Origin of the sequence: Micromonospora sp. NPDC005237, assembly GCF_040607775.1 — a bacterium.
Lineage (GTDB): Bacteria > Actinomycetota > Actinomycetes > Mycobacteriales > Micromonosporaceae > Micromonospora.
The window spans coordinates 686,232-710,184 of the sequence record NZ_JBEXHJ010000002.1 but is presented as its reverse complement, the minus strand read 5'-3'; the positions used below and the strand labels follow the sequence as shown (position 1 = coordinate 710,184).

The 23,953-nt window shown below is 72.3% G+C and carries 25 protein-coding genes; 10 read left to right on the top strand and 15 right to left on the bottom strand.

Annotated features, from left to right (window positions below):
- Positions 1 to 67 precede the first annotated feature (67 nt).
- On the top strand, positions 68 to 1,150 hold the full coding sequence (sepH, locus tag ABZT87_RS08280) for a septation protein SepH (RefSeq protein ID WP_355065543.1): 1,083 nt from the start codon (positions 68 to 70) through the stop codon (positions 1,148 to 1,150).
- A 310-nt stretch (positions 1,151 to 1,460) separates the two neighbouring features.
- Here the strand turns inward: sepH and thpR are convergent, their stop codons facing one another.
- The 5 genes from thpR to ABZT87_RS08255 all read right to left on the bottom strand — a co-directional run bounded on the left by thpR (position 1,461) and on the right by ABZT87_RS08255 (position 6,104).
- On the bottom strand, positions 1,461 to 2,042 hold the full coding sequence (gene thpR / locus ABZT87_RS08275; RefSeq protein ID WP_355134437.1) for an RNA 2',3'-cyclic phosphodiesterase: 582 nt from the start codon (positions 2,040 to 2,042) through the stop codon (positions 1,461 to 1,463).
- Between the two features lie 13 nt (positions 2,043 to 2,055).
- Positions 2,056 to 2,565, bottom strand: a complete 510-nt coding sequence (locus tag ABZT87_RS08270; RefSeq protein ID WP_354854804.1) for a hypothetical protein — start codon at positions 2,563 to 2,565, stop codon at positions 2,056 to 2,058.
- A gap of 137 nt (positions 2,566 to 2,702) precedes the next feature.
- Positions 2,703 to 3,986, bottom strand: a complete 1,284-nt coding sequence (locus ABZT87_RS08265; RefSeq protein WP_354854802.1) for an MFS transporter — start codon at positions 3,984 to 3,986, stop codon at positions 2,703 to 2,705.
- Between the two features lie 73 nt (positions 3,987 to 4,059).
- Positions 4,060 to 4,509, bottom strand: a complete 450-nt coding sequence (locus tag ABZT87_RS08260) for a MarR family transcriptional regulator (RefSeq protein ID WP_354854801.1) — start codon at positions 4,507 to 4,509, stop codon at positions 4,060 to 4,062.
- A gap of 116 nt (positions 4,510 to 4,625) precedes the next feature.
- Complete coding sequence (locus ABZT87_RS08255) at positions 4,626 to 6,104, bottom strand: NCS2 family permease (protein WP_354854799.1); 1,479 nt, start codon at positions 6,102 to 6,104, stop codon at positions 4,626 to 4,628.
- Positions 6,105 to 6,193: 89 nt separating this feature from the next.
- On the opposite strand from ABZT87_RS08255, the gene ABZT87_RS08250 reads away from it, so the two are divergent.
- Entirely contained in the window at positions 6,194 to 6,439 is a 246-nt protein-coding gene (locus ABZT87_RS08250; RefSeq protein WP_354854797.1) for a DUF2530 domain-containing protein, read from the top strand.
- Positions 6,440 to 6,467: 28 nt separating this feature from the next.
- Here the strand turns inward: ABZT87_RS08250 and ABZT87_RS08245 are convergent, their stop codons facing one another.
- Positions 6,468 to 7,397: a DUF3027 domain-containing protein gene (locus ABZT87_RS08245; RefSeq protein ID WP_354854796.1), complete on the bottom strand. Its 930-nt coding sequence runs from the start codon at positions 7,395 to 7,397 to the stop codon at positions 6,468 to 6,470.
- Between ABZT87_RS08245 and ABZT87_RS08240 the strand changes: the two genes are divergently transcribed.
- Together ABZT87_RS08240 and ABZT87_RS08235 are read left to right on the top strand one after the other, a co-directional pair.
- Positions 7,396 to 9,009: an MFS transporter gene (locus tag ABZT87_RS08240; RefSeq protein WP_355065539.1), complete on the top strand. Its 1,614-nt coding sequence runs from the start codon at positions 7,396 to 7,398 to the stop codon at positions 9,007 to 9,009. The genes ABZT87_RS08245 and ABZT87_RS08240 overlap by 2 nt on opposite strands.
- Entirely contained in the window at positions 9,006 to 9,656 is a 651-nt protein-coding gene (locus ABZT87_RS08235; protein ID WP_355134435.1) for a futalosine hydrolase, read from the top strand. Before ABZT87_RS08240 ends, ABZT87_RS08235 begins: the two co-directional genes overlap by 4 nt.
- Positions 9,657 to 9,669: 13 nt before the next feature.
- Here ABZT87_RS08235 and ABZT87_RS08230 read toward each other — a convergent pair whose 3' ends face one another.
- The gene (locus ABZT87_RS08230; RefSeq protein ID WP_354854790.1) at positions 9,670 to 10,497 is read right to left on the bottom strand and encodes a GNAT family N-acetyltransferase; all 828 of its coding nucleotides are present in this window, start codon (positions 10,495 to 10,497) and stop codon (positions 9,670 to 9,672) included.
- 472 nt (positions 10,498 to 10,969) lie between these two features.
- On the opposite strand from ABZT87_RS08230, the gene ABZT87_RS08225 reads away from it, so the two are divergent.
- Positions 10,970 to 11,800 (top strand): 1,4-dihydroxy-6-naphthoate synthase, encoded by an 831-nt coding sequence (locus ABZT87_RS08225; protein ID WP_355065533.1) that lies wholly within the window; start codon positions 10,970 to 10,972, stop codon positions 11,798 to 11,800.
- Here the strand turns inward: ABZT87_RS08225 and ABZT87_RS08220 are convergent.
- Positions 11,761 to 12,147, bottom strand: coding sequence for a cold shock domain-containing protein (locus ABZT87_RS08220; protein ID WP_088986676.1), 387 nt, complete (start codon positions 12,145 to 12,147; stop codon positions 11,761 to 11,763). The genes ABZT87_RS08225 and ABZT87_RS08220 overlap by 40 nt on opposite strands.
- A 27-nt stretch (positions 12,148 to 12,174) precedes the next feature.
- The gene (locus tag ABZT87_RS08215) at positions 12,175 to 12,798 is read right to left on the bottom strand and encodes an HAD family hydrolase (protein ID WP_355134433.1); all 624 of its coding nucleotides are present in this window, start codon (positions 12,796 to 12,798) and stop codon (positions 12,175 to 12,177) included.
- 84 nt (positions 12,799 to 12,882) lie between these two features.
- Here ABZT87_RS08215 and ABZT87_RS08210 point away from each other — a divergent pair, with 84 nt between their 5' ends.
- Positions 12,883 to 15,366 (top strand): helicase-associated domain-containing protein, encoded by a 2,484-nt coding sequence (locus ABZT87_RS08210; RefSeq protein WP_355134431.1) that lies wholly within the window; start codon positions 12,883 to 12,885, stop codon positions 15,364 to 15,366.
- A 24-nt stretch (positions 15,367 to 15,390) separates the two neighbouring features.
- Here ABZT87_RS08210 and ABZT87_RS08205 read toward each other — a convergent pair whose 3' ends face one another.
- Both ABZT87_RS08205 and ABZT87_RS08200 read right to left on the bottom strand, forming a co-directional pair.
- Positions 15,391 to 15,627, bottom strand: coding sequence for a hypothetical protein (locus ABZT87_RS08205; protein ID WP_354854783.1), 237 nt, complete (start codon positions 15,625 to 15,627; stop codon positions 15,391 to 15,393).
- Positions 15,628 to 15,722: 95 nt separating this feature from the next.
- Positions 15,723 to 16,613, bottom strand: coding sequence for a L,D-transpeptidase family protein (locus ABZT87_RS08200; RefSeq protein ID WP_355134429.1), 891 nt, complete (start codon positions 16,611 to 16,613; stop codon positions 15,723 to 15,725).
- Positions 16,614 to 16,786: 173 nt separating this feature from the next.
- On the opposite strand from ABZT87_RS08200, the gene ABZT87_RS08195 reads away from it, so the two are divergent.
- Positions 16,787 to 18,466 carry a DNA repair helicase XPB gene (locus ABZT87_RS08195; protein WP_355134427.1) on the top strand — a complete coding sequence of 560 codons (1,680 nt, stop codon included), beginning with the start codon at positions 16,787 to 16,789 and terminating at the stop codon, positions 18,464 to 18,466.
- Positions 18,467 to 18,774: 308 nt separating this feature from the next.
- Here ABZT87_RS08195 and ABZT87_RS08190 read toward each other — a convergent pair whose 3' ends face one another.
- Positions 18,775 to 18,984, bottom strand: coding sequence for a winged helix-turn-helix domain-containing protein (locus tag ABZT87_RS08190; protein WP_139581917.1), 210 nt, complete (start codon positions 18,982 to 18,984; stop codon positions 18,775 to 18,777).
- Positions 18,985 to 19,402: 418 nt separating this feature from the next.
- On the opposite strand from ABZT87_RS08190, the gene ABZT87_RS08185 reads away from it, so the two are divergent.
- A complete protein-coding gene (locus ABZT87_RS08185; RefSeq protein WP_355134425.1) occupies positions 19,403 to 19,657 on the top strand; it encodes a hypothetical protein in 255 nt (84 codons plus the stop codon).
- Between the two features lie 9 nt (positions 19,658 to 19,666).
- Here the strand turns inward: ABZT87_RS08185 and ABZT87_RS08180 are convergent, their stop codons facing one another.
- Entirely contained in the window at positions 19,667 to 20,239 is a 573-nt protein-coding gene (locus ABZT87_RS08180; RefSeq protein ID WP_355134423.1) for a TetR/AcrR family transcriptional regulator, read from the bottom strand.
- 87 nt (positions 20,240 to 20,326) lie between these two features.
- Between ABZT87_RS08180 and ABZT87_RS08175 the strand changes: the two genes are divergently transcribed.
- Entirely contained in the window at positions 20,327 to 20,698 is a 372-nt protein-coding gene (locus ABZT87_RS08175; protein ID WP_355065521.1) for a DUF4267 domain-containing protein, read from the top strand.
- 88 nt (positions 20,699 to 20,786) lie between these two features.
- Here ABZT87_RS08175 and ABZT87_RS08170 read toward each other — a convergent pair whose 3' ends face one another.
- Positions 20,787 to 21,509, bottom strand: coding sequence for a hypothetical protein (locus ABZT87_RS08170; RefSeq protein WP_355134421.1), 723 nt, complete (start codon positions 21,507 to 21,509; stop codon positions 20,787 to 20,789).
- A 489-nt stretch (positions 21,510 to 21,998) separates the two neighbouring features.
- A complete protein-coding gene (locus ABZT87_RS08165) occupies positions 21,999 to 22,751 on the bottom strand; it encodes a TIGR03089 family protein (RefSeq protein ID WP_355134419.1) in 753 nt (250 codons plus the stop codon).
- Between the two features lie 143 nt (positions 22,752 to 22,894).
- Here ABZT87_RS08165 and ABZT87_RS08160 point away from each other — a divergent pair, with 143 nt between their 5' ends.
- Positions 22,895 to 23,926 (top strand): hypothetical protein, encoded by a 1,032-nt coding sequence (locus ABZT87_RS08160; protein WP_355134418.1) that lies wholly within the window; start codon positions 22,895 to 22,897, stop codon positions 23,924 to 23,926.
- The last annotated feature ends 27 nt before the right edge of the window (positions 23,927 to 23,953 follow it).

Here is a 23,953-nt window from a genome sequence, read left to right as displayed (position 1 = left end):
GTGGTCCGAGACGCCTGGGTGGCCGACTCGTGGCGTGCGGCCAGCGAAGCGGGACGGAGGCAACGCTATGCGCCCAGTACGCTTCGTCGCCCTTTCCGAGGACGGCCAGGCGCTGGTGCTCGCCGACGAGGTCGGGCGACTCCTCGCCCTGCCGATCGACGAACGCATCGCCGGCGTGATGCACCCCGAGCCGGGTGCCCCGCCGCTCGCGGTGGCACCGAGCACCGTCGACCCGACTCCCTCACTGTCTCCCCGGGACATCCAGGCCCGCATCCGCTCCGGTGAGTCCGCCGAGGACGTCGCCCGGATTGCCGGGGTGCCGGTCGACCGCGTGCTGCGCTACGCCGGCCCGGTGCTCCAGGAACGGGCGATGCTCGCCCAGCACGCCCGTCGCACCCGACTCAAGGGCGCGGAGAAGCCCACCCCGCTCGCCGAGGTGGTCAACGGCCGACTGAGCCAGCACGGCATCGACACCGAGAAGATCTCCTGGGACGCGTACCGGCGCGACGACGGCACCTGGCGGATCATCGCCACCTGGCCGTCCGGCAAGGCCACCGCGCAGGCCATCTGGGACATGGACAAGGCCCGGCAGGTGGTTACCCCGCACGACGACATGGCGCAGTACCTGTGCGCCGAGCGGCCCACGCCGATCCTCGGCCAGGAGCCGGCGCCGGAGCGGGGCGGGCACGCCCTGCCTGGTCCGTCGCGTGGCGAGCCGAGCCGTGGTGGGCACGGGCTGCCGGCCGCGTCCGAACACCCGCGCCCTGGTCGGGATCCGATTCGGGCCGGCCGGGACGCGCTGCTCGCTTCACTGGACCGTCCGCTCGGCGGCTCGTCGGGTCGCGGCCTTGAGCCGCGTACCCCGGCCGCTCTGGCCGGGTCGGACGCGCCCCGGCAGCGGCCGGTCGGCGGCGGCGCTGCCGCGCTGCTCGGCGGTGGCCAGGGCTCGGCCTTCGACGACGACTCGGACGCGCCCAAGGAGGTCCCGGCCGTTCCGTCGCTGGCGGTGCTGCGGCCCCGCCGGACCGGTACGGCCGCCGCGGCGGCCGGTGGCGAGTCCACCGACGCCAACGGCAAGCCGCGCAAGCGCCTGCCGAGCTGGGACGACGTGCTCTTCGGCAGCGGTCCGGCCGCCCGCGAGTCCTCCTGACGCTCGACGTCCACGGTCCACTCCCGAGATCGCCGATGTCGCGGTGTCCCCTGCGCTTGATACCCCGAGATCGGCGCTCCGAAGTGCCCGCCGTGTCGATGTGCTGGTGAGCGGTATACCTCAGAGGTATGAATATGACTCTGAGGTATACCGCTTACCACCGCATCCGCCCCCATGGAGGTGACCGAGGGTGACCGTCGGCAGCCGGCTGCGCCCACCGCCCCAGCGAGGTTAGGCATTACTCGTCTAGCCAGGGCAAGCTCAGGCGCACGACGTTGCCGGCCGATGCCGTTCAAGCCGGCTCGACGAATCAGAGCGGCCAGGCGGCGAGCCGCTCGTAACGCGGGCGTGCCGACCCGAGGTGGCTCCGCATCAGCAGCAACCCCGTCGCCGGCCACTCCGGGCCCGCGTAGTCGTCCAGGGTCACCCTGTCGGCCTCGACGGCAGCCAACTCCACCCGGTCACCGGGCCGGGCGACGGTCAGGTGCGGCCGAGACGGCTTCTCGTCGTACGGCAACCCGGCCACGCGTAGCCGCTCCCGGACGAGCTGGGCCAGCTCGTGCAGCGCCTCGACATCGCCCCGGGCGTCCACCCAGAGCACCGTGCGGCGACCGTCGCCGAACACGCCACCGCCACCCAAAAGCAGCCGGGGCGGGGCGTCCCGGGCATCGCGGAACCGGTCGGCGGCGAGCCCGAGCGCACTCACCACGTCGACCAGCCGGGCGGCCTCGACGTCACCGAGGAACGCCAGGGTGATGTGCAGGTCCGCCGGGTCGGCAAGCCGCACCCGGACACCGGCGGCCGCCGCCGCGCCGACCCGCAGCCGCGCGATCTGCGCGCCGAGATGGCTGACCGCCCCGACGGGCGGATAGACCGCGACGAAGAGCCGCAAACTGTTGGACCGTTCAGCGGTGCCGTTGCCGGTGCCCGGCCCGGGCCGCCGGCAGGGTCAGACCGGCGGCGTGCAGGACGCCCTCCACCCGTACCCGTTCGATCTCCTGGTCGACGCCGGTCAACTCGGTGAGGTGTTCGGTGATCCCGAGGGCGCGGCAGGCCAGCCGGAGCCGGTCGTCGTACGCCTGGACCACCGCGCCGTGCCAGACCATCGACCGGCCGGTGCCGCCGAGCCGCTGACCGCCGAGGCGACGCAGGTCGGCGGCGAGCTGTTCCAATGGGCGACGGTCGGTGCGGTCGAACTCGCTGAGGTCGATGTCGCGGGTCAGCGCGTCGGCTTCGATGGCCCGGTCGAGGCGGGCGATGGTGCGTCGCTCCCGCCGGCGCTCGCGCCACTCGGACCAGGCGCAGACCACCCGGTCGATGATCTCGTCGGCGCAGAAGAGCAGGGCGAACGCCGCCGGGAGGCTGGCCACGGCGAGGAACGCCAGGGCAAGCATCAGCGCGCGTTCGACTCCCACATATCGACGCTAAGCCCCGTCGTGCCACCTCGCCAGCGATTTGGCCGCATCCGCGCTATCCGCCGATCGGGACTTCGCCGTGTTCTCCGAACGTGCTTGAAGGGCCCGTTCCGACCGGAAAGGGCCCTTCGCGTAGCTCAGCAGTCGGTGGAGGTGACGTAGAAGCGGGGCATCGGCAGCACCCGGAAGCGCAGTCGCGCACCAGAGCGGCGCAGTTGCCAGGTGAGCGCGATCAGCGCGGTGGCCAGCGAGATGAGCCCGCCCATCCAGATGCTCGCGCCGGCGCCGAAGTGCTCGGCGACCCAGCCGATCAGCGGTGCGCCGACCGGGTTGGTGCCCAGGAACACCAGCACCCACAGGGCCATCACCCGGCCCCGGAAGGCGGCGTCCACCCCGAGCTGGACGCGCTGGTTGGCGGCCTGGGCGAAGAAGACCATGAAGAAGCCGGTGGGCACGAGCAGCGCCACGACCAGCCAGTACGTCGACGCGAAGCCGACCAGGGTGCCGAAGCTGGCGCAGCCGATCGCGGCGCCGAGCACCAGCCAGACCGACGGGCGGCTGCGCCGGCCGGTGCCGCTGAGCGCCCCGCCCAGCGCGCCGACGGCCAGCGCGGTGCTGAACAGGCCGAAGGAGGCCGCGCCGGTGTGGAAGACCGTCTTGGCCAGCGCGGCGAGGGTGAGCTGGAAGTTGAACAGCGACATGCCGATCACCGACATGACCGCCATCGGCAACAGCAGGTCCGGCCGGCGCCACACGTACCGCAGCCCGTCGACGACCTTCGCGGACGCTCGCTCGTCGCGCGGCAGCAGGGCGTCGCGGTGCAGGTCGGCCGTCCGCATGCGGACCACGTTGACCAGCGGCGCGATGGAGCTGAGGGCGGTGAAGAGGAAGACCGGGCCCACGTCGAAGGCGGCGATAGCCAGACCGGCGACCGCCGGGCCGATGATCCGGGCGGAGTTGAACACGGCGGCGTTCAGCGACAGGGCGTTGGGCAGCAGCGGCGTGCCGACCAGTTCGGAGACGAACGCCTGGCGGACCGGGGTCTCCACGGCGTTGGCCGTGCCGAGCAGCGCGGCGAACGCGAAGACGTGCCAGAGCTGCACCAGATCGGTCAGCACCAGCAGGGACATCCCGAGCGCCAGCACCGTCCAGAAGGCGTTGGCGGCGAAGAGCAGCACCCGCTTGTCGTACCGGTCGGCGAGCCGGCCGGAGAGCAGGGTGAGCAGCAGCACCGGGGTGAACTGGAGCGCGGTGACCACGCCGAGGGCGGTGGCCGAGTTGTCGGAGAGCTCGAGGACGAGCCAGTCCTGGGCGATGAACATCATCCAGACGCCGATCAGCTTGATCAGCTGCCCGGATGCGAAGAGCCGGTAGTTGCGAACCTGTAGGGACTGGAACATCGTGCTCAGCTTGGCCTGCACTCTCGGTGCGCCTCCTCAAGGACGTACGCGTCATCGACAGGTGACGGCACGGCCGGAAGTGGCGCGCGCGGGCTCAGGCGCGAGCGAGCTGCTGGAGAATCTCGGCAGCCCTGTGCAGGGTCTCCCGTTGGTCCTCGTCGAGCGCGGCCAGCCGGTGGGCCAGCCATTCGTCGCGGGCCCGCTCGAACTGGTCGAGCACGGCCTGCCCTCCTTCGGTCGCCGCGAGGATGACCTGGCGACCGTCGGTCGGATGGGGGGTCCGCTGCACGAGGCCGCGGTCCTCCAACTTCGCGACGATCTTGGTCATCGTCGGTGGCTGCACCCGTTCGACATCGGCCAGTTCCCGGGGCGTCATCGCGCCCGCCAGCCGCAGGCTGGTGAGCGCGGACACCTGGGTGACCGTGAGGTCGCCGACCGGCCGGGCCCGTCGGACCCGCCGGTTGAGTCGGGTGATCGCATCTCGCAACTGGGGAGCCAGCTGCGCCGGTGGCACGCGTTCCGCCGTCACCGTCCGCTCCGTCACGTTAGTTAGCTTAACTAATGAGCCTGGCTAACGACATCCGTTATGACCAGGCTCACGAGGATGTTCGTGCTGTTCCGGGCGGGGAATCACCCTCGACTCCCCGCCCGGACGACGCGTCAGAGGACCAACGACTCGATGGGCCCGCGCAGGAAGTACAGCACGAAGAGCGCGGCCACCCCGTACAGCAGCGGGTGGATCTCCCGGGCCTTACCCTTCGCCAGCTTGACGACCACGAAGGTGATCAGACCGGCGCCGATCCCGTTGGAGATCGAGTAGGTGAACGGCATCAGCACGATGGTGAGGAACGCCGGGATGGCGATCTCGTAGTCGGACCAGTCGATCGTCCGTACCGCGGTCATCATCAGGAAGCCGACCACCACCAGGGCCGTCGACGCCGCCTCGAACGGCACGATCACCACCAGCGGCGCCAGGAACATCGCCAGCAGGAAGAGGACGCCGGTGACCAGGCTGGCCACGCCGGTCCGGGCGCCCTCCCCGACACCGGCGGCACTCTCGATGTACGACGTGTTGCTGGAGGTGCTGGCCGCACCACCGGCCGCCGCCGCGATCGAGTCGACCAGCAGGATCTCCTTGGCCTTCGGCGGGGTGCCCCGCTCGTCGAGCAGGCCACCCTCCTGACCGACCGCCACCATCGTGCCCATGGTGTCGAAGAAGTCCGTGATCAACAGGGTGAAGACGAACATCAGCACGACCACCCAGCCGGCCCGGCCCCACGAGTCGAGCACGTTGAACTTGCCGAGCAGCGACAGGTCCGGCACGTCCACCACCGTCTTGGGCAGCTCCGGCACGTTCAGTGCCCAGCCCTTCGGGTTGGGCTTCCCGTCGACGAACGACGGGCCGATGTTGGCGACCGCCTCGACGATGACCGCCAGCACGGTGGAGGTCAGGATCCCGATCAGGATCGCGCCCTTCACCCGGCGCACCACGAGCACCAACGTGAGCAGCAGGCCCACCACGAAGACCAGCAGCGGCCAGCTCACCAGCTTGCCGCCGATGCCCAGGCCGACCGGCACGGTGGTGTTCGCGACGTCCGGGATCCGCCGGACGAAGCCGGCGTCCACCAGGCCGATGATGGTCAGAAAGAGGCCGATGCCGACGCCGATGGCCGTCTTCATCTGCGTGGGCACCGCGCGGAACACCGCGGTACGCAGGCCGGTGAGCACCAGCACGGCGATGAGCACACCCTCGATCACCACCAGGCCCATCGCGTCGGCCCAGGTCATCTCGGGGGCGATCTCGTACGCCACCAGGGCGTTGACGCCCAGACCGGCGGCGAGCGCCAGCGGGAACCGGCCGACCACACCCATCAGGATGGTCATCAGGCCGGCGACCAGCGCGGTCGCCGCGGCCAGCGCCGGAATCGGGAGGGACTTGCCGTCACCGTCGACGGCACCGCCCAGGATCAACGGATTGAGCACCACGATGTACGCCATCGTGAAGAAGGTCGCCAGGCCACCGCGTACCTCACGGCTCAACGTCGAGCCGCGGGCGGAGATCTCGAAGAACCGGTCGAAGCCGTTACGCGGGTGAGCGGGGTCGGGAGGTGTGCCGTTCTCGGGCGGCGCTACTGCCATCAGGGTCCTCGCAGGTGATCTTCCAGTTGTCGCGCGCATCGTCCCAGATCACCGACGGGCAGGGGAAGCGGATCGCGTACGCTTGCCCGATGCCGAACGACCAGCCACCGCGTCCCGCGCCGCTGGACCCACCGATGGTGCCGTTCGCCGTCGCCGGGCTGATCGCATGGGCGGTCGTCGGGCTGGTGCTGCTGGTCTTCTTCCGGGGCTGGCTGACCGAGCACGACCACGAGAACTGGCTCTGGACCTGCCTGGCCGGTTTCCTGTGGGGGTTCCCCGGCCTCGCCGTGATGATGCGTCACGACGCCAACCGACGCCGCCGCCGCGCGAGCTGACGGCACCCGGCCGCGCCGGAGCGAACGCTCAGGGGTGCCCGTACGGCTCCGCCGGCTCGGCTGCCTCCACCGAACCCGGGGCACGGCTGACCGACATGGCCTCCACCGCGCTGTCGTCGTACACCGTCGGAAGATCCTCCACCGCGGTCTCGGCGGCCTCGATCAGCGTCTCGGAGTGGGCGCCGCAACCATGGTCGGCGCTGACCACCCGGCCGTCATCCGGAGCGTAGAAGTTGCCGCACGCGCCGAAGGCCTGCCGCATCGCACCGGCCAGCGGCAGGTAGAAGCCGCAGGTGCCGCAGCGGGCGGCGGCCGGGGCGGCGACGGAGATGGCCGCCGTGGGGCCGTGGTCGCCGTCGTACCAGCGCTGCGCCGCGTCGGCGCGACCCTCCCGGGAGAGCACCCGGGCCCGACCGAGACCAAGCTCCCAGGCCGTCTCCTCGACCGCCGGGTCGTCGGAGAGCAGATAACCGGGGGCCAGCCGCTCGTCCTCCGGGGAGGTCGGCAGCAGGTCACCCGGGCCGAGGTCACCCGGCTTGAGCCGCTCCTGCCAGGGCAGCCAGCCGGGCGCGAGCAGCGCGTCCGGGCCGGGCAGCAGCACGGTCTCGCAGATGGTCACCGTGCGGCTGCGCGGAACGCGGGTGACGGTGACCGCCCACCGCCAGCCGCGGTAGCCGGCGAGGCGGCATTCGAAGTAGTGGGTGACCAGCCGTTCACCCTCGGCCACGACCTGCAGGTGGTCGCCGACATCGTCGGCGTCCACCTCGGTGATGCCAGCGCGGGCCACCTCGACGGCGGCGGCGCAGACCTGGTCGAGACGGGCGGCACGGGTGGAGGCGGGCCTGGTCACCCGACCATTGTTCCCCATGCTCCCCGCAGAGGTGACAGGGACTCCCGGGGAACCTTTCACCGCAGTGGTGCGGCGTACCTGGATCAGATGGGCGAGGATGGTGCACATGCCGCCGTACTCCCGCTCCGGGCGATCCGTCCTCGGGCGGACCGTCGGCACCGGCATTCGGGCCGTCCGCCTGCTCCTGCGTGGTTCGGTGGGCAGCGGCCGCTGGGTGACCCGCCGGGCCGGTCGGGCCCGGACGCGGGGCGCCGGCGGCGAGGTCGGCATGGTCCGCCTGTTCGATCTGCACGCCGTCTCCTGCGCGGGCGACACACTGATCGCCATCGGCCTGGCCGGGACGATCTTCTTCAACGTGCCGCTCGGCGAGGCCCGCAGCAAGGTCGCGCTCTACCTGCTGGTGACCATGGTGCCGTTCGCGATGCTCGCCCCCGTGGTGGGCCCGCTGCTGGACCACTTCCGGCACGGCCGGCGGTACGCGCTGGCCGCGACCATGCTCGGCCGGGCGTTCCTGGCCTGGCTGATCTCCGACTACATCCACGGCTTCGGGCTCTATCCGGCCGCGTTCGGTGTGCTCGCGCTGTCGCGTGCCTACGGCGTGGCACGGTCTGCGGCGGTGCCCCGGCTGCTGCCGGAAGGGCTGGGCCTCTCCCAGGTGGGCGCACGGGCCAGCGTCTACGGCACGGTGGCGGGGGCGCTCGTGGCCCCGATCGGGTTGGCGGCCTTCTGGTTCGGGCCGCAGTGGCCGCTGCGCGTCGCGTCGGTGATCTTCCTGATCGGCATGGTGATCTCCCTGCGGCTGCCACCGAAGGCGGACTCGGAGCCACCGGAGCGGGTCCCCCGCGCGCTGCGCGCGCTGGGCCGCCGCGAAGACCGGCCGCTGGGCCGGGGCCGACCCGCCGGGCGGCTGGTGATCGCCACCCTGATCGGCGCCGCGACGCTACGCGCGGTGTACGGCTTCCTGCTGTTGTTCCTCGCCTTCGCCATCAAGAAGGGTGACCTGACCACCGCCGTGTTCGGCCGGGACCTGGGCGCGGAGTGGGCGCTCGGCCTGATCGGCGGCGCGCTGGCCGTCGGCAGCTTCCTGGCGACCGCCGTCGGCACCCGGTTGCGCATCCACCGGCCGACCGCCATCCAGTCCAGCAGCATGATCATCGTGGCGGGGGTGGCGGTGCTCGCCGTCATCCAGTTCTCGCTGTCGATGGTGGCCCTGCTCTGTCTGGTCACCGCGCTGGTCAGCGGGGTGGCCAAACTCGCCGTGGACGCCTCGATCCAGGAGCGCATCCCGGAACGGCTGCGGGCCAGTTCCTTCGCGCACTCCGAGACGGTGCTGATGCTCGCCTTCGTGGTCGGCGGTGGGCTCGGACTGGTCCCGTTCGACGGCCGCACCGGCATCGCGGTCGCCGCCGGCGTGGGCATCCTGGCCGCCGTCCGGGGGGTGGTGGTCGCCGCCCGGCTGCGCGCCGAGAAGCTCGCCGGCCGGCCGCTGGGTGACGACGAACTGACCGAGGACGAGCCGGCCGAGGACGAGCCGGTTGCCCAGCCCGCGGACGTCGCCCCCACCTCGCCGGCTCCAAACCAGGCCAACTCGCCGCAGCACGACGAGCCGGGGCTGGCACCGCCGGGCTACCACATCTACCGCCCCTCCTCGGCAGTCGGCGGCCCGGGCGGCGGAGCGGACGACGAGACCCGCCGGGAATCCCCCGGCTCGCTCTCGTGACCGGCCTGCTGGTGGTGACGGCGGTGCCGGCCGAGGCGGACGCCGTACGGGCCGGGCTGACCGACGCCAGCGTCACCGTCGCCCCGATCGGGGTGGGCCCGGCGGTCGCTGGTGCCGCCACCGCACGGCTGCTGGCCCTGGCCGAGGCGGCCGGTCGCCCGTACCGCGCGGTGGTCAGCGCCGGCGTGGCCGGCGGCTTCATCGGGCGGGCCGCGGTCGGCGACACGGTGCTCGGCACCGCCAGCATCGCCGCCGACCTGGGCGCCGAGTCACCCGACGGTTTCATCCCTGTCGACGAACTGGGCATGCCACCCGCGTTGCTCGGCGGAGGCAGCGTGGTGCCCGCGGACCCGGGCCTGCTCGCGGCACTCCGGGCGGCCCTGCCGTCGGCGACGACCGGCCCGGTGCTCACCGTCAGCACGGTCACCGGCACCGCCGCCAGCACCGACGAGCTGCGCCGCCGGCATCCGGAGGCGGTCGCCGAGGCCATGGAGGGGTACGGGGTCGCGGTCGCCGCCGCGCAGGCCGGGGTGCCCTTCGTCGAGCTGCGCACCATCTCCAACCCCATCGGCCCCCGTGACCGCGACGCCTGGCGGCTGCGCGAGGCCCTCACCGCGCTGACCGCGGCAGCTCCGGCGCTGCGCTGACCACGGGCACCCGTCACACCTCGAGCATCAGCGCCGACGGCCTGCTCGCCTGCAGCTCGAACCCACAGGCGAGAAGGAACTCGACGTTGCCGAACTCGGCGACCGCGTGGGCGGCGCGAATGCCGGCACGTGTCATCTCCTCCGCCAACAGCTCGACAAGCCGCCGCCCGACGCCAAGCGCCCGCAGGCCCGGAGCGACGACCACACCTTCCAGCACCAACTCACGCCGGTCGTCCAGATCCTCGCCGAGGAGCAGATCGACGCTCCGCTCATGAGCCCGCAGCTCACCGACCGGCCCACCGCCGGGCACCTCGGCGAGGAACCGCCAGGACGTGGCCGGCAGCCCGTCGGATACCCGCCGGAAGATCATCTGCGCACGCGCCTCCGACCGCCACCGCCGCCTGTCCCGCCGCGCCCGATCCAGGTCGTAGGTCAACTCCGGAACCTTCACCGGCCACAACTTCTCCGGGAGCGTGTACGAGTGCACCCACCAGGCGCCCGGCCAGTCCTTGAGGGTTCGGACCCGGCGGACGTCGAGGTGGGCGGGGTACCGGCGGTCAGCCTCGTCCCGTGGCTCGTCGGCAGGCATGCCCAGCAGCCCGCCGCCCGCGGACCCGTCGCCGTCCCCGGGTAAGCGGAGCGCGAGCTCGCCGCCCGCGGCCGCGACCAGCCGCGCCACCGTTCGAAAGGCGGGCCCGCCACCCTGGCCGGCCTCGATGCGTGCCAGCGTGCTCTTCGGGACCCCGGACCGCTCGGCCAACTCCCGCTGGCTCAGATCGGCACGTCGACGAAGATCACGCAGCGCCGCGCCCACATCGATCGCATCCCCTCCGGCTGCCACCCGCTCATGGTTTTCTGCGACGGCGAACGCCGTCAACAGCCCCCCTTTCGCCTGTGGATAACCATGTGGAAAACGTCACCGCCGCTGTGGGTATCCCCCCTCGGTCGGGCCCTGTCGAGCTGCCCCATGTGTGGGGCGGCTGCCTGGGGCGGGACACCGCCACCAGGATCGCCCCTCGGTGCCCGATCACGGCCACGCCACCGCCGCCACCGCTCGCCGCGGGCGCTGACCTCGCCCCATATCTGGGGCAGCTCGACAGGGCGCGACGTGACCTCACCCAGCCCGGACCGAAGCCCGACCGGCCACCCCGCCTGAGCTGAACGGAAGCACCCCGCCGAGCCCGACGGCGATACCGCCGCAGCCCGCCGGGAGGCTGGGAGGCTGGCTCCGGGCGGGCCGGGCCGGCCGTCGTGGATCACAGTGGGCGGGGTGTGCGCGGGCTGCTGCCCGGGGGCGGGGCTAACGTGAGGGCGTGGCGCTCTCCCTGGCGATCTCGCCCTGCCCCAACGACACGTTCGTCTTCGACGCCCTGGTGCACGGGCGGGTGCCCGGTGCGCCGCCGGTCGAGGTGACGTACGCCGACGTGGACGTCACCAACACGGCGGCCGAGCGGGGTGCGTTCGACCTGGTGAAGGTGAGCTACGCGGCGCTGCCCTGGCTGCTCGACGACTACCACCTGCTGCCCTGCGGGGGCGCGCTCGGCCGCGGGTGCGGGCCGCTGGTTCTCACCAGGGGCGACCGCGCCGACCTGACCGGCGCCACGGTGGCGGTGCCCGGTGATCGGACGACCGCGTACCTGCTGTTCCGGCTCTGGTCGGCCGGGCAGTCGCCGGCCCGGATCGAGGTGGTGCCGTTCCACGAGATCATGCCGGGCGTCGCGGCTGGTCGCTACGACGCTGGGTTGGTCATCCACGAGGCCCGGTTCACCTACCACCGGCACGGGCTGACCGCGCTCGTCGACCTCGGCGAGTGGTGGGAAGCCGACACCGGGCTGCCCATCCCGCTCGGCGCGATCCTGGCCCGGCGCGGCGCGGTGGACCCGGTGGCAGCGGCCGGATGGATTCGCGAATCCGTCCGGCAGGCCTGGGCGGATCCGGCGGCCAGCCGGGAGTACGTGCTCGCGCACGCCCAGGAGATGGAACTCGACGTGGTGGACCGGCACATCGGCCTCTACGTCAACGAGTTCACCGCCGACCTGGGCGAGGCCGGCTTCGCTGCGGTGACGGCGCTCCTCGACCGCGCCGCCACCGCCGGCCTGGTGCCTCAGACCTCCAGCTCGCGCGCCACCGCGTGGACCAGCTGAGCGATCTTCTGCGCGGTCTTCTTGTCCGGGTACCGGCCCCGGCGCAGGTCCGGCTGGACCTTCGCCTCCAGCACCTTGATCATGTCCTCGACGAGGCCGTGCAGCTCCTCGGCCGGCCGACGTCGCAGCTCCGCCATCGACGGCGGCGCGTCCAGCAGCTTGACGCCCATGGCCTGCGCGCCCCGGCGGCTGTCCACCACGCTGAAGTCGACCCGCTGACCACCCTTGAGGTCGGTGACGCCCGCCGGCAGAGCACCCTTGGGCAGAAACACGTCGCCGCCCTCATCACTGGTGACGAAGCCGTATCCCTTGGCCGTGTCGTACCACTTCACTCGACCCGTAGGCACCTGAAAACCCCTGCTTCACTTGAGCCGCTACTGCTCCCAGGCTAGCTGGATCATGCCGTCGAGCGCCGCTGGGAATCCGGTGAGATCGTCCAGCACCACGCTCGCCCCCGCCGCACGCAGCTCATCCGGGGAGCACGGCCCGGTCGCGACAGCGATTCCCGGCACCCCTGCCACGCCCGCCGCCACCATGTCCGCCACGTGGTCACCGACGTAGTGGGTCGCGCCGTGCTCCCGCAGCGCGGTCGCCTTCTGCTCGGCGAACAGGTCACCCGCCAGCTCGTCCACCACGAGGCCGAGGTGATCCAGGTGCAACCGGGCCAGTCGGCCAATCTTGGACGTGACGACGAGCACCCTTCCGCCCCGGGCACGGATCGCGTCGATCGCCTCCCGCGCGCCGGGCAGCGGCACCGTCGGTGTGATGGCGTACGCCGGATACAGCTCCCGGTACACCTGCACGGCCGACTCGACCTGCTCCGGCGGAAACCAGTGCGCGATCTCGGTGCGCAGCGGCGGGCCGAGCCGGGACACGGCCAGGTCGGCGTCCACCGGTACGCCCGTCCTGGCGGTCAGCGCCCGGTAGGCCGCGGCGATGCCGGGGCGGGAGTCAACCAGGGTCATGTCGAGATCGAATCCGACGGTCAGCGCGGGCATGTCGAGAAACGTACCCGGCGACCTTTGACCGCCCGGACGTCCGAGGGGCGCGACTGCCCCACCCCGGGCTAGCGTGGAAAGACGATGACCACCTCACTCGCCGACCACCTGCGGTCGCTGCCCGACGAGTCGCTGGCCGCGCTCCTCCAGCTCCGGCCGGACCTCGTCGTGCCCGTGCCGGCAGACGTCTCCGCCCTGGCCATCCGCGCCCAGTCCCGGGTCTCGGTGGCCCGCGCCCTGGACGGTTTGGACCAGTTCACCCTCCAGATCCTCGACGCCGCCCGGCTCACCCGGCATCCGGACGAGGGCACCACGGCCACCGACGCCGTGCTCGCCATGGCGACCACCGGGCCGCACCCGCCGGCACCGACGGCCGTCCGGGCCGCCCTCGGCCGGCTGAGGGCGCTCTTCCTGCTGTACGGCCCCGAGCACGCCCTGCACGTGGTGCCCGCCGTCGACGAGGTCTCCCCGTACCCCGCTGGGCTCGGCCGACCCGCCGCGGAGCTGGACCCGCGCACGGCCGCGCTCTGCGCGGACCCGGCGAAACTGCGCCGGACGCTGCTCGCCGCGCCCTCGTCGGCCCGGGCGATCCTGGACCGGTTGGCGGCCGGACCACCCGTGGGCAGCGTGCCCCCGGGCGCGTTGCAGGCACCGCCGATCGGCACGCAGGACGCCGTCCTCGCCGACCCGACCAACGGTGGCGCGCCGACCGGCTCGCCGGTGCGCTGGCTGGTCGACAACCGGCTGCTGGTCGCCGTCTCGGCCGGCTCGTCGACGGCCAGCGGCACGGTCGAGCTGCCCCGCGAGGTGGGGCTGCTGCTGCGCCGCGACAGTGGCCCGCTCGGGCCGATGCGCACCAGCCCGCCGCCGGTGGCCACCGCGCCCCGCGAGCCCAAGGCGGTCGACTCGGCCGGCGCCGGGCAGACCATGGAGGTGGTCCGGCACACCGAAGGGCTGTTGGAGCAGCTCGCCGCCGAACCCGCGGCGGTGCTGCGCTCCGGCGGCATCGGCGTCCGGGACCTGCGCCGGCTGGCGCGTACCGCCGGCCTGGACGAGCCGACCACCGCCCTGCTGCTGGAGGTGGCGTACGCGGCGGGGCTCGCCGGTGAGCTGGAGATGCCCGGTTCGACCACGGGCCGGTACGGCGCGGATCAGCAGGTGCTGCCGACCGGCGGGTACGAGGTGTGGCGGGCCGCCTCACTGGCCCAGCGGTGGGAGCACCTGGCCCGCGCCTGGTTGACGATGACCCGGCAGGTCGGCCTGGTCGGTCGGCGGGACGACCGGGACCGGCCGATCACCGCGCTGTCCGCCGAGGCCGAGCGGGCCGGCGCGCCGGCCACCCGGCGGGCGGTGCTCGGGGTGCTCGCCGACCTGGAGCCGGCGACCGCGCCCACCCCGGAGGAGGTGCAGGCCCTGCTGGACTGGCGGGCGCCGCGACGCAGCCGGGGTCGGGAGGCCGCCCACCGGGAGGTGCTTGCCGAGGCGGCGCAGCTCGGCGTGACCGGCCTGGGGGCGCTCACCTCGTACGGGCGGTTGTTGCTGGGCGAGCTGACGTCGGCCGACGAGCCGGGCGGCGACCCGCTGGGGTTGCACGCGGACGCGGAGAGCGGCGATCCGTCCAGTGCCGCGCGGGCGTTGGACGCGCTGCTGCCCGCCCCGGTCGACCACTTCCTGGTGCAGGCCGACCTGACCGTGGTGGTGCCCGGGCCGCCCGAGCCGGCGCTGGCCGCCGAGTTGGAGGCCACGACCGAACCCGAGTCGGCCGGCGGGGCGAGTGTGCACCGGGTCACCACGGCGAGCGTGCGGAGGGCGCTGGACGCCGGTTACACGGCCGACGATCTGCACGAGCTGTTCCGGCGACGGTCGCGTACCCCGGTGCCGCAGGGACTCAGCTACCTGGTGGACGACGTGGCCCGTAAGCACGGTGGGCTGCGGGTCGGGTCGGCCGGGGCGTACCTGCGCAGTGACGACGAGGCGCTGCTCACCGAGGTGCTGGCCGACCGGCGGCTGGAGTCGTTGACGCTGCGCCGGCTGGCGCCGACGGTGCTGAGCACCCCGTACCAGGTCAGCCGGCTGTTGGGCGCGCTGCGGGACGCCGGGTACGCGCCGGTGCAGGAGGACGGCACGGGCGGCACGATGCTGTCCCGTCCCCGGATCAGGCGTGCTCCGGCGCGGGTCGCGGTGACCACCAGGACGCTCGACCCGCTGGCCGCCCCGAAGCTGCCGATGCCCCGGCTGCTCGGGGTGGTGGAGCACATCCGCCGGGGTGACGCGGCGGCGCGGGCGGCCCGCCGGGCGCCGGCCGTCGTCCGGGGCGGGGCGGCAGGGCTGGGCGGAGGCCCGGTGCCCGCGCACACGCACAGCGAGGCCCTTGCCGTGCTCCAGCAGGCGGTCCGCGACAAGGCGCTGGTCTGGGTCGGGTATGTCGACGCGCACGGGGCGACCGCGTCCCGGCTGGTCAAGCCGGTCTCGATCGGTGCCGGCTACCTGCGAGCCGAGGACGAGCGGACCGAGATGCTGCACACCTTCGCACTGCACCGGATCACGGCGGCGGTGCTGGCGGACTGACGGGGCGACGCCGCCGCTGCTCGGTCAGCGGCGGCTGCGCCGAAAGGTGCCGACCACCGAGACGACAAGCAACAGTGCGAAGCCGGCGCCGGCGGACTCACCGACCGAGTCGACGAAGCCCTGCCGCAGCACCAGCCAGCCGAAGAGGAACCACCCGACGAGGAGCGCCGCGGCGAGGGCGTACGCGACCACGGTCACGCGGGACACCTCGTCGGGTGGCGCCTGTTCATGCTCTGCGATCACGTCACGGTCGACCGTCATGCCCAGCCTCCCCGCCCGGTGCGGCCCTGGACTCCCAAGAGTGTCACTCCCGGGACGGGTGTGACAGGGGATAAACCCCGAGTCGGGCGGGATGTTCAGGTGCCGGGGCGGCGGCCGATCAGCACCACCCGGGTGCCGACCTTGCCCAACTCCCACATCCGGACGGCGTCGGCGTGCAGCAGGTTGACGCAGCCGTGCGAGCCGATCGACTTGTCGTGCAGGTAGGTCGTGGTCTCGTGGAACCCCATGCCCTGGGTGAAGTGCTGCCAGTACGGCAGCCACACCTCGTACGGGTTGGACCACTCCTTCGGATTGCGGTAGTTGACCGTGTAGGTGCCGGACGGGGTCCGGTAGCCGGACATGCCGGTGCGCGTCACCGTCGGCGCCATGATCACCTTGCCGCCCCGGACCGCCCACACGGTCTGCCGGGTCAGGTCCACGCAGAAGGTGGTGCCGGTGCCGGCCTTGCAGCGGGTCGTGTCGGTGGTGGCGAGTCGCTGGGCCACGTCCAAGGTCGTTGGTCCGGCGCGTCCCTCGACGGGGCGAATGCCGTACCTCTTCTGGAACTTCTTGATGGCGGCGCAGTCGGCGGCGGACTGCCGCCCGTCGACCGTGACCGGCCCGAACCCGCCCAGCCGGGCGAGGTAGGTCTCCACGGCTCGCTGGTGCTGGCCCTGCGGGCAGCCGGCGACGGTCGGCGTACCGGTGCTCGGGGTCGGGGTCGACGCCGTGCGGGTCGGCTTTGGCGTGGGTTTCCCGGAGGGTTTCGGGCTGGGTTTCGACGTCGGCGCGGCCGGCGTGGGCCGGCCGCGCTGGCCCGGCCCGGACGTGCCGCTCGCCCCCGTTGCCTGTTCCGCCGCACCGACCGGGGCGGCTCCCCCGCCACCACTCCCGCCGGACTGCGGATCGAACGTGCACGCGCCGGCCCCGACCAGCACGACCACCGCCAGGGCAACCAACCGGGAAGTGCTCCGGACACGCCTCATGGCACCTCCCCTGGACGGTCGTCCCTTTGCTAGACGTTCGTGAGTGCCGTCCTGGTTGCACCCGGTGCTCATCTTTCTTTCCACGTTCTCCGCCGTGCAACACTGGATGGTCAGCCAGCGGCGGGTCTGCGACCCGCTCCGGCTGGACGGCCAACCGAGGAGAGGACGCTGGCGTGAGTGGTGGACCCCTGATCGTGCAGTCGGACAAGACCCTGCTGCTGGAGATCGACCACCCCGACGCGCAGGCCTGCCGGATGGCGATCGCCCCCTTCGCCGAGCTGGAGCGCTCCCCGGAGCACGTGCACACGTACCGGCTGACCCCGCTCGGGCTGTGGAACGCCCGTGCGGCGGGGCACGATGCCGAGGGCGTGGTCGACACGCTGATCAAGTACTCGCGGTACCCGGTGCCGCACGCGCTGCTGGTGGACGTGGCCGAGACGATGGACCGCTACGGCCGGCTCCAGCTCGCGAACGACCCGGCGCACGGGCTGGTGCTGCGCGCGCTCGACCGGCTGGTGCTGATCGAGGTGGCCAAGAGCAAGAAGCTCGCCGGGATGCTCGGCGACAAGATCGACGACGACACGATCCGGGTCCACCCGTCCGAGCGGGGCCGGCTCAAGCAGGCGCTGCTCAAGCTGGGTTGGCCGGCGGAGGACCTGGCCGGTTACGTCGACGGCGAGGCGCACCCGATCGAGCTGGCCGAGGCCGGCAAGGACGGGCGCAAGCCGTGGACGCTGCGGTCGTACCAGCGGGAGGCCGTCGAGGCGTTCTGGGCCGGCGGGTCGGGCGTGGTGGTGCTGCCCTGCGGCGCCGGCAAGACCCTGGTGGGCGCGGCGGCGATGGCCGAGGCGAAGGCGACCACGCTGATCCTGGTCACCAACACCGTCGCCGGCCGGCAGTGGAAGCGGGAACTGATCGCCCGCACGTCGCTGACCGAGGAGGAGATCGGCGAGTACTCCGGCGAGCGCAAGGAGATCCGCCCGGTCACCATCGCCACGTACCAGGTGCTCACCTCGCGGCGCGGCGGCGCGTTCACCCACCTGGACCTGTTCGGCGCCCGCGACTGGGGCCTGGTCGTCTACGACGAGGTCCACCTGCTGCCCGCGCCGATCTTCCGCTTCACGGCGGACCTCCAGGCCCGCCGTCGGCTGGGCCTCACCGCCACTCTGGTACGCGAGGACGGCCGCGAGGGCGACGTGTTCAGCCTGATCGGGCCGAAGCGGTACGACGCGCCGTGGAAGGACATCGAGTCGCAGGGCTGGATCGCCCCGGCCGAGTGCGTCGAGGTCCGCGTGACGCTGACCGACGCGGAGCGCATGTCGTACGCGACGGCGGAGGCCGAGGAGCGCTACCGGATGGCGGCGACCGCCCGCACCAAGCTGCCGGTGGTCAAGGCGCTTGTCGACCGGCACCCGGACGACCAGGTGCTGGTGATCGGCGCGTACATCGACCAGTTGCACCAGATCGGCGAGTACCTCGACGCGCCGATCGTCCAAGGCTCGACCACGAACAAGGAGCGGGAGCGGTTGTTCGACGCGTTCCGCTCCGGTGAGCTGCGGACGTTGGTGATTTCGAAGGTCGGGAACTTCTCGATCGACCTGCCGGAGGCGGCGGTGGCGATCCAGGTGTCCGGGACGTTCGGGTCACGCCAGGAGGAGGCGCAGCGGCTCGGGCGGGTGCTGCGGCCGAAGGCCGACGGGCGTCAGGCGCACTTCTACACGGTGGTGTCCCGGGACACGATCGACACCGAGTACGCGGCGCACCGCCAGCGGTTCCTGGCCGAGCAGGGGTACGCGTACACGATCGTCGACGCCGACGACGTCCTCGGCCCGTCCCTGCCGTCCTTCGACTGACGCGACGCTCGGCCTTGACGCCTTGACGCCTTGACGCCTTGGCGCCTTGATCGACTCCACATCGCCGACGTGGCGGTATCCCAGCAGGTTGATGCCCCCACATCGGCGATACGGAGTCGATCAAAGGGTTGGCCCCGCCGCGGGTTCCGCCCCGCTTGATCGACTCGGATTCCTGAAAACCGGGGTGTCCCGAGCGCCCGGACACCCCGCCTTCCTGAAACCCGAGTTGACCAAGGCGCGTGCCAGCCCAAGAGCCGCACACCTTCCCTCGGCGGACGGCGGGCGGCAGGCGGCAGGCGGCAGGCGGATCAGCGCCGGCCGGACTCCGCCACGAACACACCCCGCCCCGGTCGACCGACCAGCACTCCCTGCTTCCGAAGCGTCGCCACCGCACGGCTGATCGTGGATTGCGAGACGTCGTACTCGTCGGCCAGAACGCGCCCGGACGGAAGCTGTGATCCAGGCGCGTAGGTCCCGCTCTTGATCTTTTGCAACAGATCGTCGAGCAGTTCGTCCATCGTGGGCGGGATAGGCACGGGGAGCCCCTTGCAGTCGGTTGGCTCGCCCAGTATTGATCGACTCCATCGGCACAGGCAACGCATGTAACGCGGATGACATAGGTGGGTTAATGACTCAAAGACATGCTTGACATAGGTGACTCGGTGGCAATAGCGTCGCTCTCGGTGATGCGGTGCTGCTGCGGTCGGTTGGCGCCTCTCGTACCGGTCTCGCATCGCCACCGAGGCCCCATCCGCCGCGCTCCCCCGGCGCGGCCCTGCTGCCGTACCTCCGGAACGGCTGCGGGCGGGCGGCCTCCGCCGTGCGCAACCGGCGGGGGCCGCCCCTCACCGTCGATCCCATCCGACGAAGGGCAGTCACCGTGCGCTACCCGAGGAGAGGGCTGGCGAGCCCCCGCGACCCGAACCACCGTCCCCGATGAGCGAGCGCTGGGTGATCCACCTGCCGATCATCGCTCCGGACCTGCTGCGCGCCCGGATCTTCGCGCGTACCGCCGCTCGGGTGTTGGTCCGGCTCAGCGCGCGGGTCGAGCCGGGCGGGGTGACCGTGTCGGCGGAGGACCAGCAGGGCGTACGACACTGGGTGTTCTGTGACCGGCCACTGCCTGGCGGCGCGCGGTGCGCCCTGCCGGTCGACCACCTCGCGCCGTGCGCCAGGCGCGCACGGCCGTAACGGCAACGCTCAGCGAGAGAAGCGGTCCACCAGGACCGCGAGCCGGCGGTCGTGGTCGGCGCGGCGGAGCCGGCCGCTGCGCATCAGCGTGACCAGCCCGTGCAGGCCGCTCCAGAATGTCTCGGTGACCGCCTCCAGGTCGTCGTTCCCGGCGATCGGACGCACCGCGTCGGCCAGCTCGGCGAAACCCCGGGCCAGGTCGGTCGGGACGTCCTGGCTGGCGAACGGCAGGTCCACGGCGAGGGTGAACATCGCGTCGTAGAGGGCGGGCCGCTGTTCGGCGAAGGTGGTGTACGCCGCGGCGACGTCGGCGACGGCCTGCCGGGGGTCGGCGGCCGAGGTTCGGGCCGCGGCCAGGGCGGTGGCCAGCTCGGCGAAGCCCTCGACGGCGACCGCCGCCATGATGGCGTCCTTGCCCTTGAAGTGGCTGTAGAGGACGGGCTGGCTGTATTCGATCTCGGCGGCGAGCCGCCGGGTGGTCACCGCGTCCCAGCCCTCGGCCAGGGCCAGGTCGCGGGCGGCGGCGACGATGGCCCGTTCCCGTTCCGCCCGCTCGCGCTCCCGGCGCGTCTGAGTCGACATGACAAAATCCTAGCACCGCTAGCAAACCTGCCGCTGCTCTGCTAGCGTCGCTCCCATATCTAGCAACGCTAGGAATTGGAGCGGACCATGTTGTCACCCCTCGCCTACGGGCTCGCCGTCGTCCTCAGCCTCTTCGTCGCCTTCATCGGTGCGCGGTTCCTGCTGGTGCCGCAGGCCGCAGCCGCCGGGTACGGCGTACCGGCCCGGCCGGATGGCGACCCCGCCTACCTGACGATCAAGGGCCTACGCGATCTCAGCTACGGCCTACTCGGCCTCGCCCTGATCGCCTTCACCACGGCCGACGCGGTCGCGTGGTTCATGCTGATCGTCGCGCTCGTCCCGCTGGGCGACACCCTCATCGTGCTCCGCAACGGCGGGACGAAGGCCGTAGCCTTCGGCATCCACCTCGCGACGGCCGCAGTGGTCCTCCTGAACGCCGCCCTGCTCTTCGCCCTCTGACCCCCCCACCGCATGTGGTGATCAAGAGGTTTGCGTCATCGACGGGCCGATCGGTGACGCAAACCTCTTGATCAACGCGGTCGGGGGGTCAGGACGTGGGAGGTGGGCAGCGGTCGGGGAGTTGGACCTCGCCGGGGCGGAGCTCGAAGGTGTCCATCGTGAACCACTCGTCGAGTTCCGGGTCGAAGAGGTTCTGCAGGCCGAACTGCAACACCTGCCACCACCGGGTCGAGTCGCGCTGGTCGACGTAGATGTCGCCGAGCGCGAGCGGGAACCGGAAGAACTCTCCCGGCACGGTCGAGCCGCCGACGACCCCGACCCGCCAGTGGTCGACGTGCCGGTCCTTCTCCCCCTGCAGGATCTCCGGCCCGACGAAGCGGGCGGTCTTCAGCTTGTCGTTGAAGATCTGCCGGTTGAAGAACCCCGGCACCTTGCTGCACGCACGGGGCGGGAACAGTGGGATGTTCGGCCACTTGTAGGTGAGCGTGTAGAGGGTGTTCTCGAAGATCAGGTTCGTGAACCAGATCGGGTACTCCGGGCCGCCGGCGATCATCTGGCTGTTGCCGTCGCGGCCCTGCCAGGTGAACGGGACGTCGATGCCGAGGTCCCGCACGATGTACCGGCCGGTGCCCCGGAAGTCCGCCGGCAGCAGCGGCGGGCGCGGCTCGCGCGGCTCGGGGGTCACGTCGCCGTCCGCCCGGGCCGCGCGAGGCAGCGGCGCCGCCGCCGGACCCGGCGCGACCACGCCGAGGGCGAACAGGGCGCCGGCAACCGCCGACACCACCATCCGACGTGTACGCCTCGACGCCACCGCTGCCCTCCGTCGGGTGTGAGAGTGCCACCTGCTTTCGGCGCAGCGTATGAGCAGGAAAAACGTGAGAGCCGGCGGAAGACTGCCGCTCCACCGGACGGGTGACGAGATGCGCACCGGCCCGGGACCAGAAACGGTCCCGGGCCGGCGTCACGCCAATCTGACTACTTGATCAGCTTCCAGGGGCCGTTGTTGTCACCGGGCTCCTGGCCGCGCGTCCACCATTTCGCCTCGTAGACGTGCCAGCGCCCCGGAGGCCCCGCCGGACGCCAGGAACGTGGCGGCGGTGGCGGTGAGAACCGCCAGTCGGAAGGTCGATCTCCTGTGCATCGGTGCACCTTTCAGTGAGGGAGCGGTGCGGTGTCGATGACGTCGTTGTTCGGGTATGAGAACATGCCGACGGCATCGACAAAAGACCCTCTGAGCAGGGCAGATGCCGAGGTAACGGAACAGAATCGGCCAGCGCTGTTAGGCCGGCCCGGCAGCGGTCTACAGGACCCGGGTCACCCGCTCGGCGGCGACGATCGCATCCCGTCGCGCCGGGTCGAGGTTGGCGCTGATGACCACGGACGCGCCCGCCGACAGCGGCGCGAGCAACCACTTCAACGGCTGCTCGTGCTCGGCGGCGTCGACCAGCAGCCGGTCACCGGCGCGCAGGTCCAGCATCCCGGCGACCTCCCGGGCGAGCGCTTCCCACTGACCGTAGGTCGTGCCGTCCGCGCTGGCGGGATCCGACGGGTGGATGGCGGTGTGGTCGGGCGTGACGTCCGAGTAGCGAAGCACCTCTGCGGACCAGTCCAACCAGCCCAGCGGCACGTCGGCCAACCGACCCGGCCCGCTGCCGACGAGGTAGCGGTGCGGGGCGTCCGGCACGTCCTCCAACCAGTCGTCCTGGCGTTCAGGGGTCACGAAGACCGCGTCGAACGGCCGGTCACCGCCGGGCTCCAGCACCGGCAGGCCCGCCGTGGCGCGCGGCCGGAACGACACCGCCAGGCCGCAGGCCCAGGCGCCCAACAACACCGCGGCGGTACGCCAGTGCGGCGGCAGCAGCACCGCTACGCGGCTGCCGGGGCCGAGTCCGCAGCCGTCCCGCAGCAGGCTGGCGCTGCGCGCGGCCCAGGCGCCGACCTGCTGCGCGGTCAGGTCGACGCGCTCGCCGGTCGCCTCGTCGCGGTAGCTGAGCAGCGGAATCTCGGTGGCGGTGGACGGGTCCGACAGGTCGGCCGTGGCGTGTGGCTGCATCCGCGCGCTCCCCGGGTGACGACGTCGCCACCACCCTACGCAACGACTTTGGTCGTACCCCTCGTCGGCCGATGGCCGTAGCGGCTGGCCGGGTGGCCCACGGACGCTACGGACGACCCCCGCAGCGCCACCGAGGAGTGCCCATGCCGACCGCGCCCGACCTCGCCGACCGTCCCCCGTTGCGCCGCCGGCTCGTGCCGGTGGTCGCGTTGCTGCTGCTCGCGCCCTGGGCGGCCGAGTGCTCGTGGGGTGGCTTCGCCCTCGACGGCTTCCTCCCGGTGGTGATCTTCCTGGGCCCGATGTACGGCGGGGCGGCGATCCTGATCCGGGAGACCGCCCGGCACCTCGGCGCGGGATGGCCGACGATCGTGCTGCTCGCCGCCGCCTTCGGTGTGCTCCAGGCCGGCCTGGTGGACCAGTCCCTGTTCAACCCCGGCTACCTCGATGACACCCAGTACGCCGACACCCGGGCCGCCGCCGAGGCGTCGCTGGTGCCGGGGCTCGGCTTCAGCCTCCGGCAGGCGTTCGACTACGTGGGCAACCACATCCTGCTGACCATCTGCGCGCCGATCGTGTTCGTCGAGTCGTTCCTCGGTGCGAAACGGCGGCTTCGGCCGTGGCTCGGACGACAGGGGTTGGCGGTGGTCGCGGTGCTCTACCTGCTCGGCAGCCTGCTGATCTTCACCACTCCCGAGGGCCGGAAGAACTTCCTGGCCAGCCCGCTGCAACTGGCCTTCGCCACCGCGGTGGTCCTCACCCTGGTCGCGACGGCCCTGCTGCCCCGCTGGCGTCGCCCCCACCCGCGCCGCGTCCGCCGGGTGCCGCACCCGATCTGGGTGGGTCTGCTGGTCGTCCTCGCCCGCCTCTTCACCGACCCGACGCCCGGTTGGCCGGGGGTGGCCGTCGCGCTGGCGCTCGCCGCCACCGTCGGGGCCGTGCTCGCGTACCTGTCGGGGGGCGCTCGCTGGGGGCAGCGGCACGTGCTCGCCGCGGGCTCGGCGAGCGTGGTCAGCGCCGCCGCGTTCGCGTACCTGGTGCCGCCGTACTCCCCGGCGAGCCCGGCGGCGGCCCTGGCCGGCGACGTCGCGGTCACCGTCATCACCGTGGCCCTGGTCGTTGGCGCCTGGTGGCGTCTGCGCCGCGCTTCGCCCGCTGTTCACGTCGCCGCGAGCTGATGCTCCCTGGCGGTGCCGGCCCGGTGC

What these genes read in the sequence shown, in the direction of transcription:
- ABZT87_RS08245 (WP_354854796.1), bottom strand. Translation starts at nt 7,397, where the DNA reads ATGTGCACCATCCTCGCCCATCTGATCCAGGTACGCCGCACCACTGCG.
- ABZT87_RS08185 (WP_355134425.1), top strand. Translation starts at nt 19,403, where the DNA reads ATGAGCGAGCGCTGGGTGATCCACCTGCCGATCATCGCTCCGGACCTG.
- sepH (WP_355065543.1), top strand. Translation starts at nt 68, where the DNA reads ATGCGCCCAGTACGCTTCGTCGCCCTTTCCGAGGACGGCCAGGCGCTG.
- ABZT87_RS08200 (WP_355134429.1), bottom strand. Translation starts at nt 16,613, where the DNA reads ATGAGGCGTGTCCGGAGCACTTCCCGGTTGGTTGCCCTGGCGGTGGTC.
- ABZT87_RS08255 (WP_354854799.1), bottom strand. Translation starts at nt 6,104, where the DNA reads ATGGCAGTAGCGCCGCCCGAGAACGGCACACCTCCCGACCCCGCTCAC.
- ABZT87_RS08205 (WP_354854783.1), bottom strand. Translation starts at nt 15,627, where the DNA reads ATGACGGTCGACCGTGACGTGATCGCAGAGCATGAACAGGCGCCACCC.
- ABZT87_RS08215 (WP_355134433.1), bottom strand. Translation starts at nt 12,798, where the DNA reads ATGCCCGCGCTGACCGTCGGATTCGATCTCGACATGACCCTGGTTGAC.
- ABZT87_RS08165 (WP_355134419.1), bottom strand. Translation starts at nt 22,751, where the DNA reads ATGCAGCCACACGCCACGGCCGACCTGTCGGACCCGTCCACCGCCACC.
- ABZT87_RS08250 (WP_354854797.1), top strand. Translation starts at nt 6,194, where the DNA reads ATGCCGAACGACCAGCCACCGCGTCCCGCGCCGCTGGACCCACCGATG.
- ABZT87_RS08210 (WP_355134431.1), top strand. Translation starts at nt 12,883, where the DNA reads ATGACCACCTCACTCGCCGACCACCTGCGGTCGCTGCCCGACGAGTCG.
- ABZT87_RS08190 (WP_139581917.1), bottom strand. Translation starts at nt 18,984, where the DNA reads ATGGACGAACTGCTCGACGATCTGTTGCAAAAGATCAAGAGCGGGACC.
- ABZT87_RS08240 (WP_355065539.1), top strand. Translation starts at nt 7,396, where the DNA reads ATGCCGCCGTACTCCCGCTCCGGGCGATCCGTCCTCGGGCGGACCGTC.
- ABZT87_RS08160 (WP_355134418.1), top strand. Translation starts at nt 22,895, where the DNA reads ATGCCGACCGCGCCCGACCTCGCCGACCGTCCCCCGTTGCGCCGCCGG.
- ABZT87_RS08180 (WP_355134423.1), bottom strand. Translation starts at nt 20,239, where the DNA reads ATGTCGACTCAGACGCGCCGGGAGCGCGAGCGGGCGGAACGGGAACGG.
- ABZT87_RS08175 (WP_355065521.1), top strand. Translation starts at nt 20,327, where the DNA reads ATGTTGTCACCCCTCGCCTACGGGCTCGCCGTCGTCCTCAGCCTCTTC.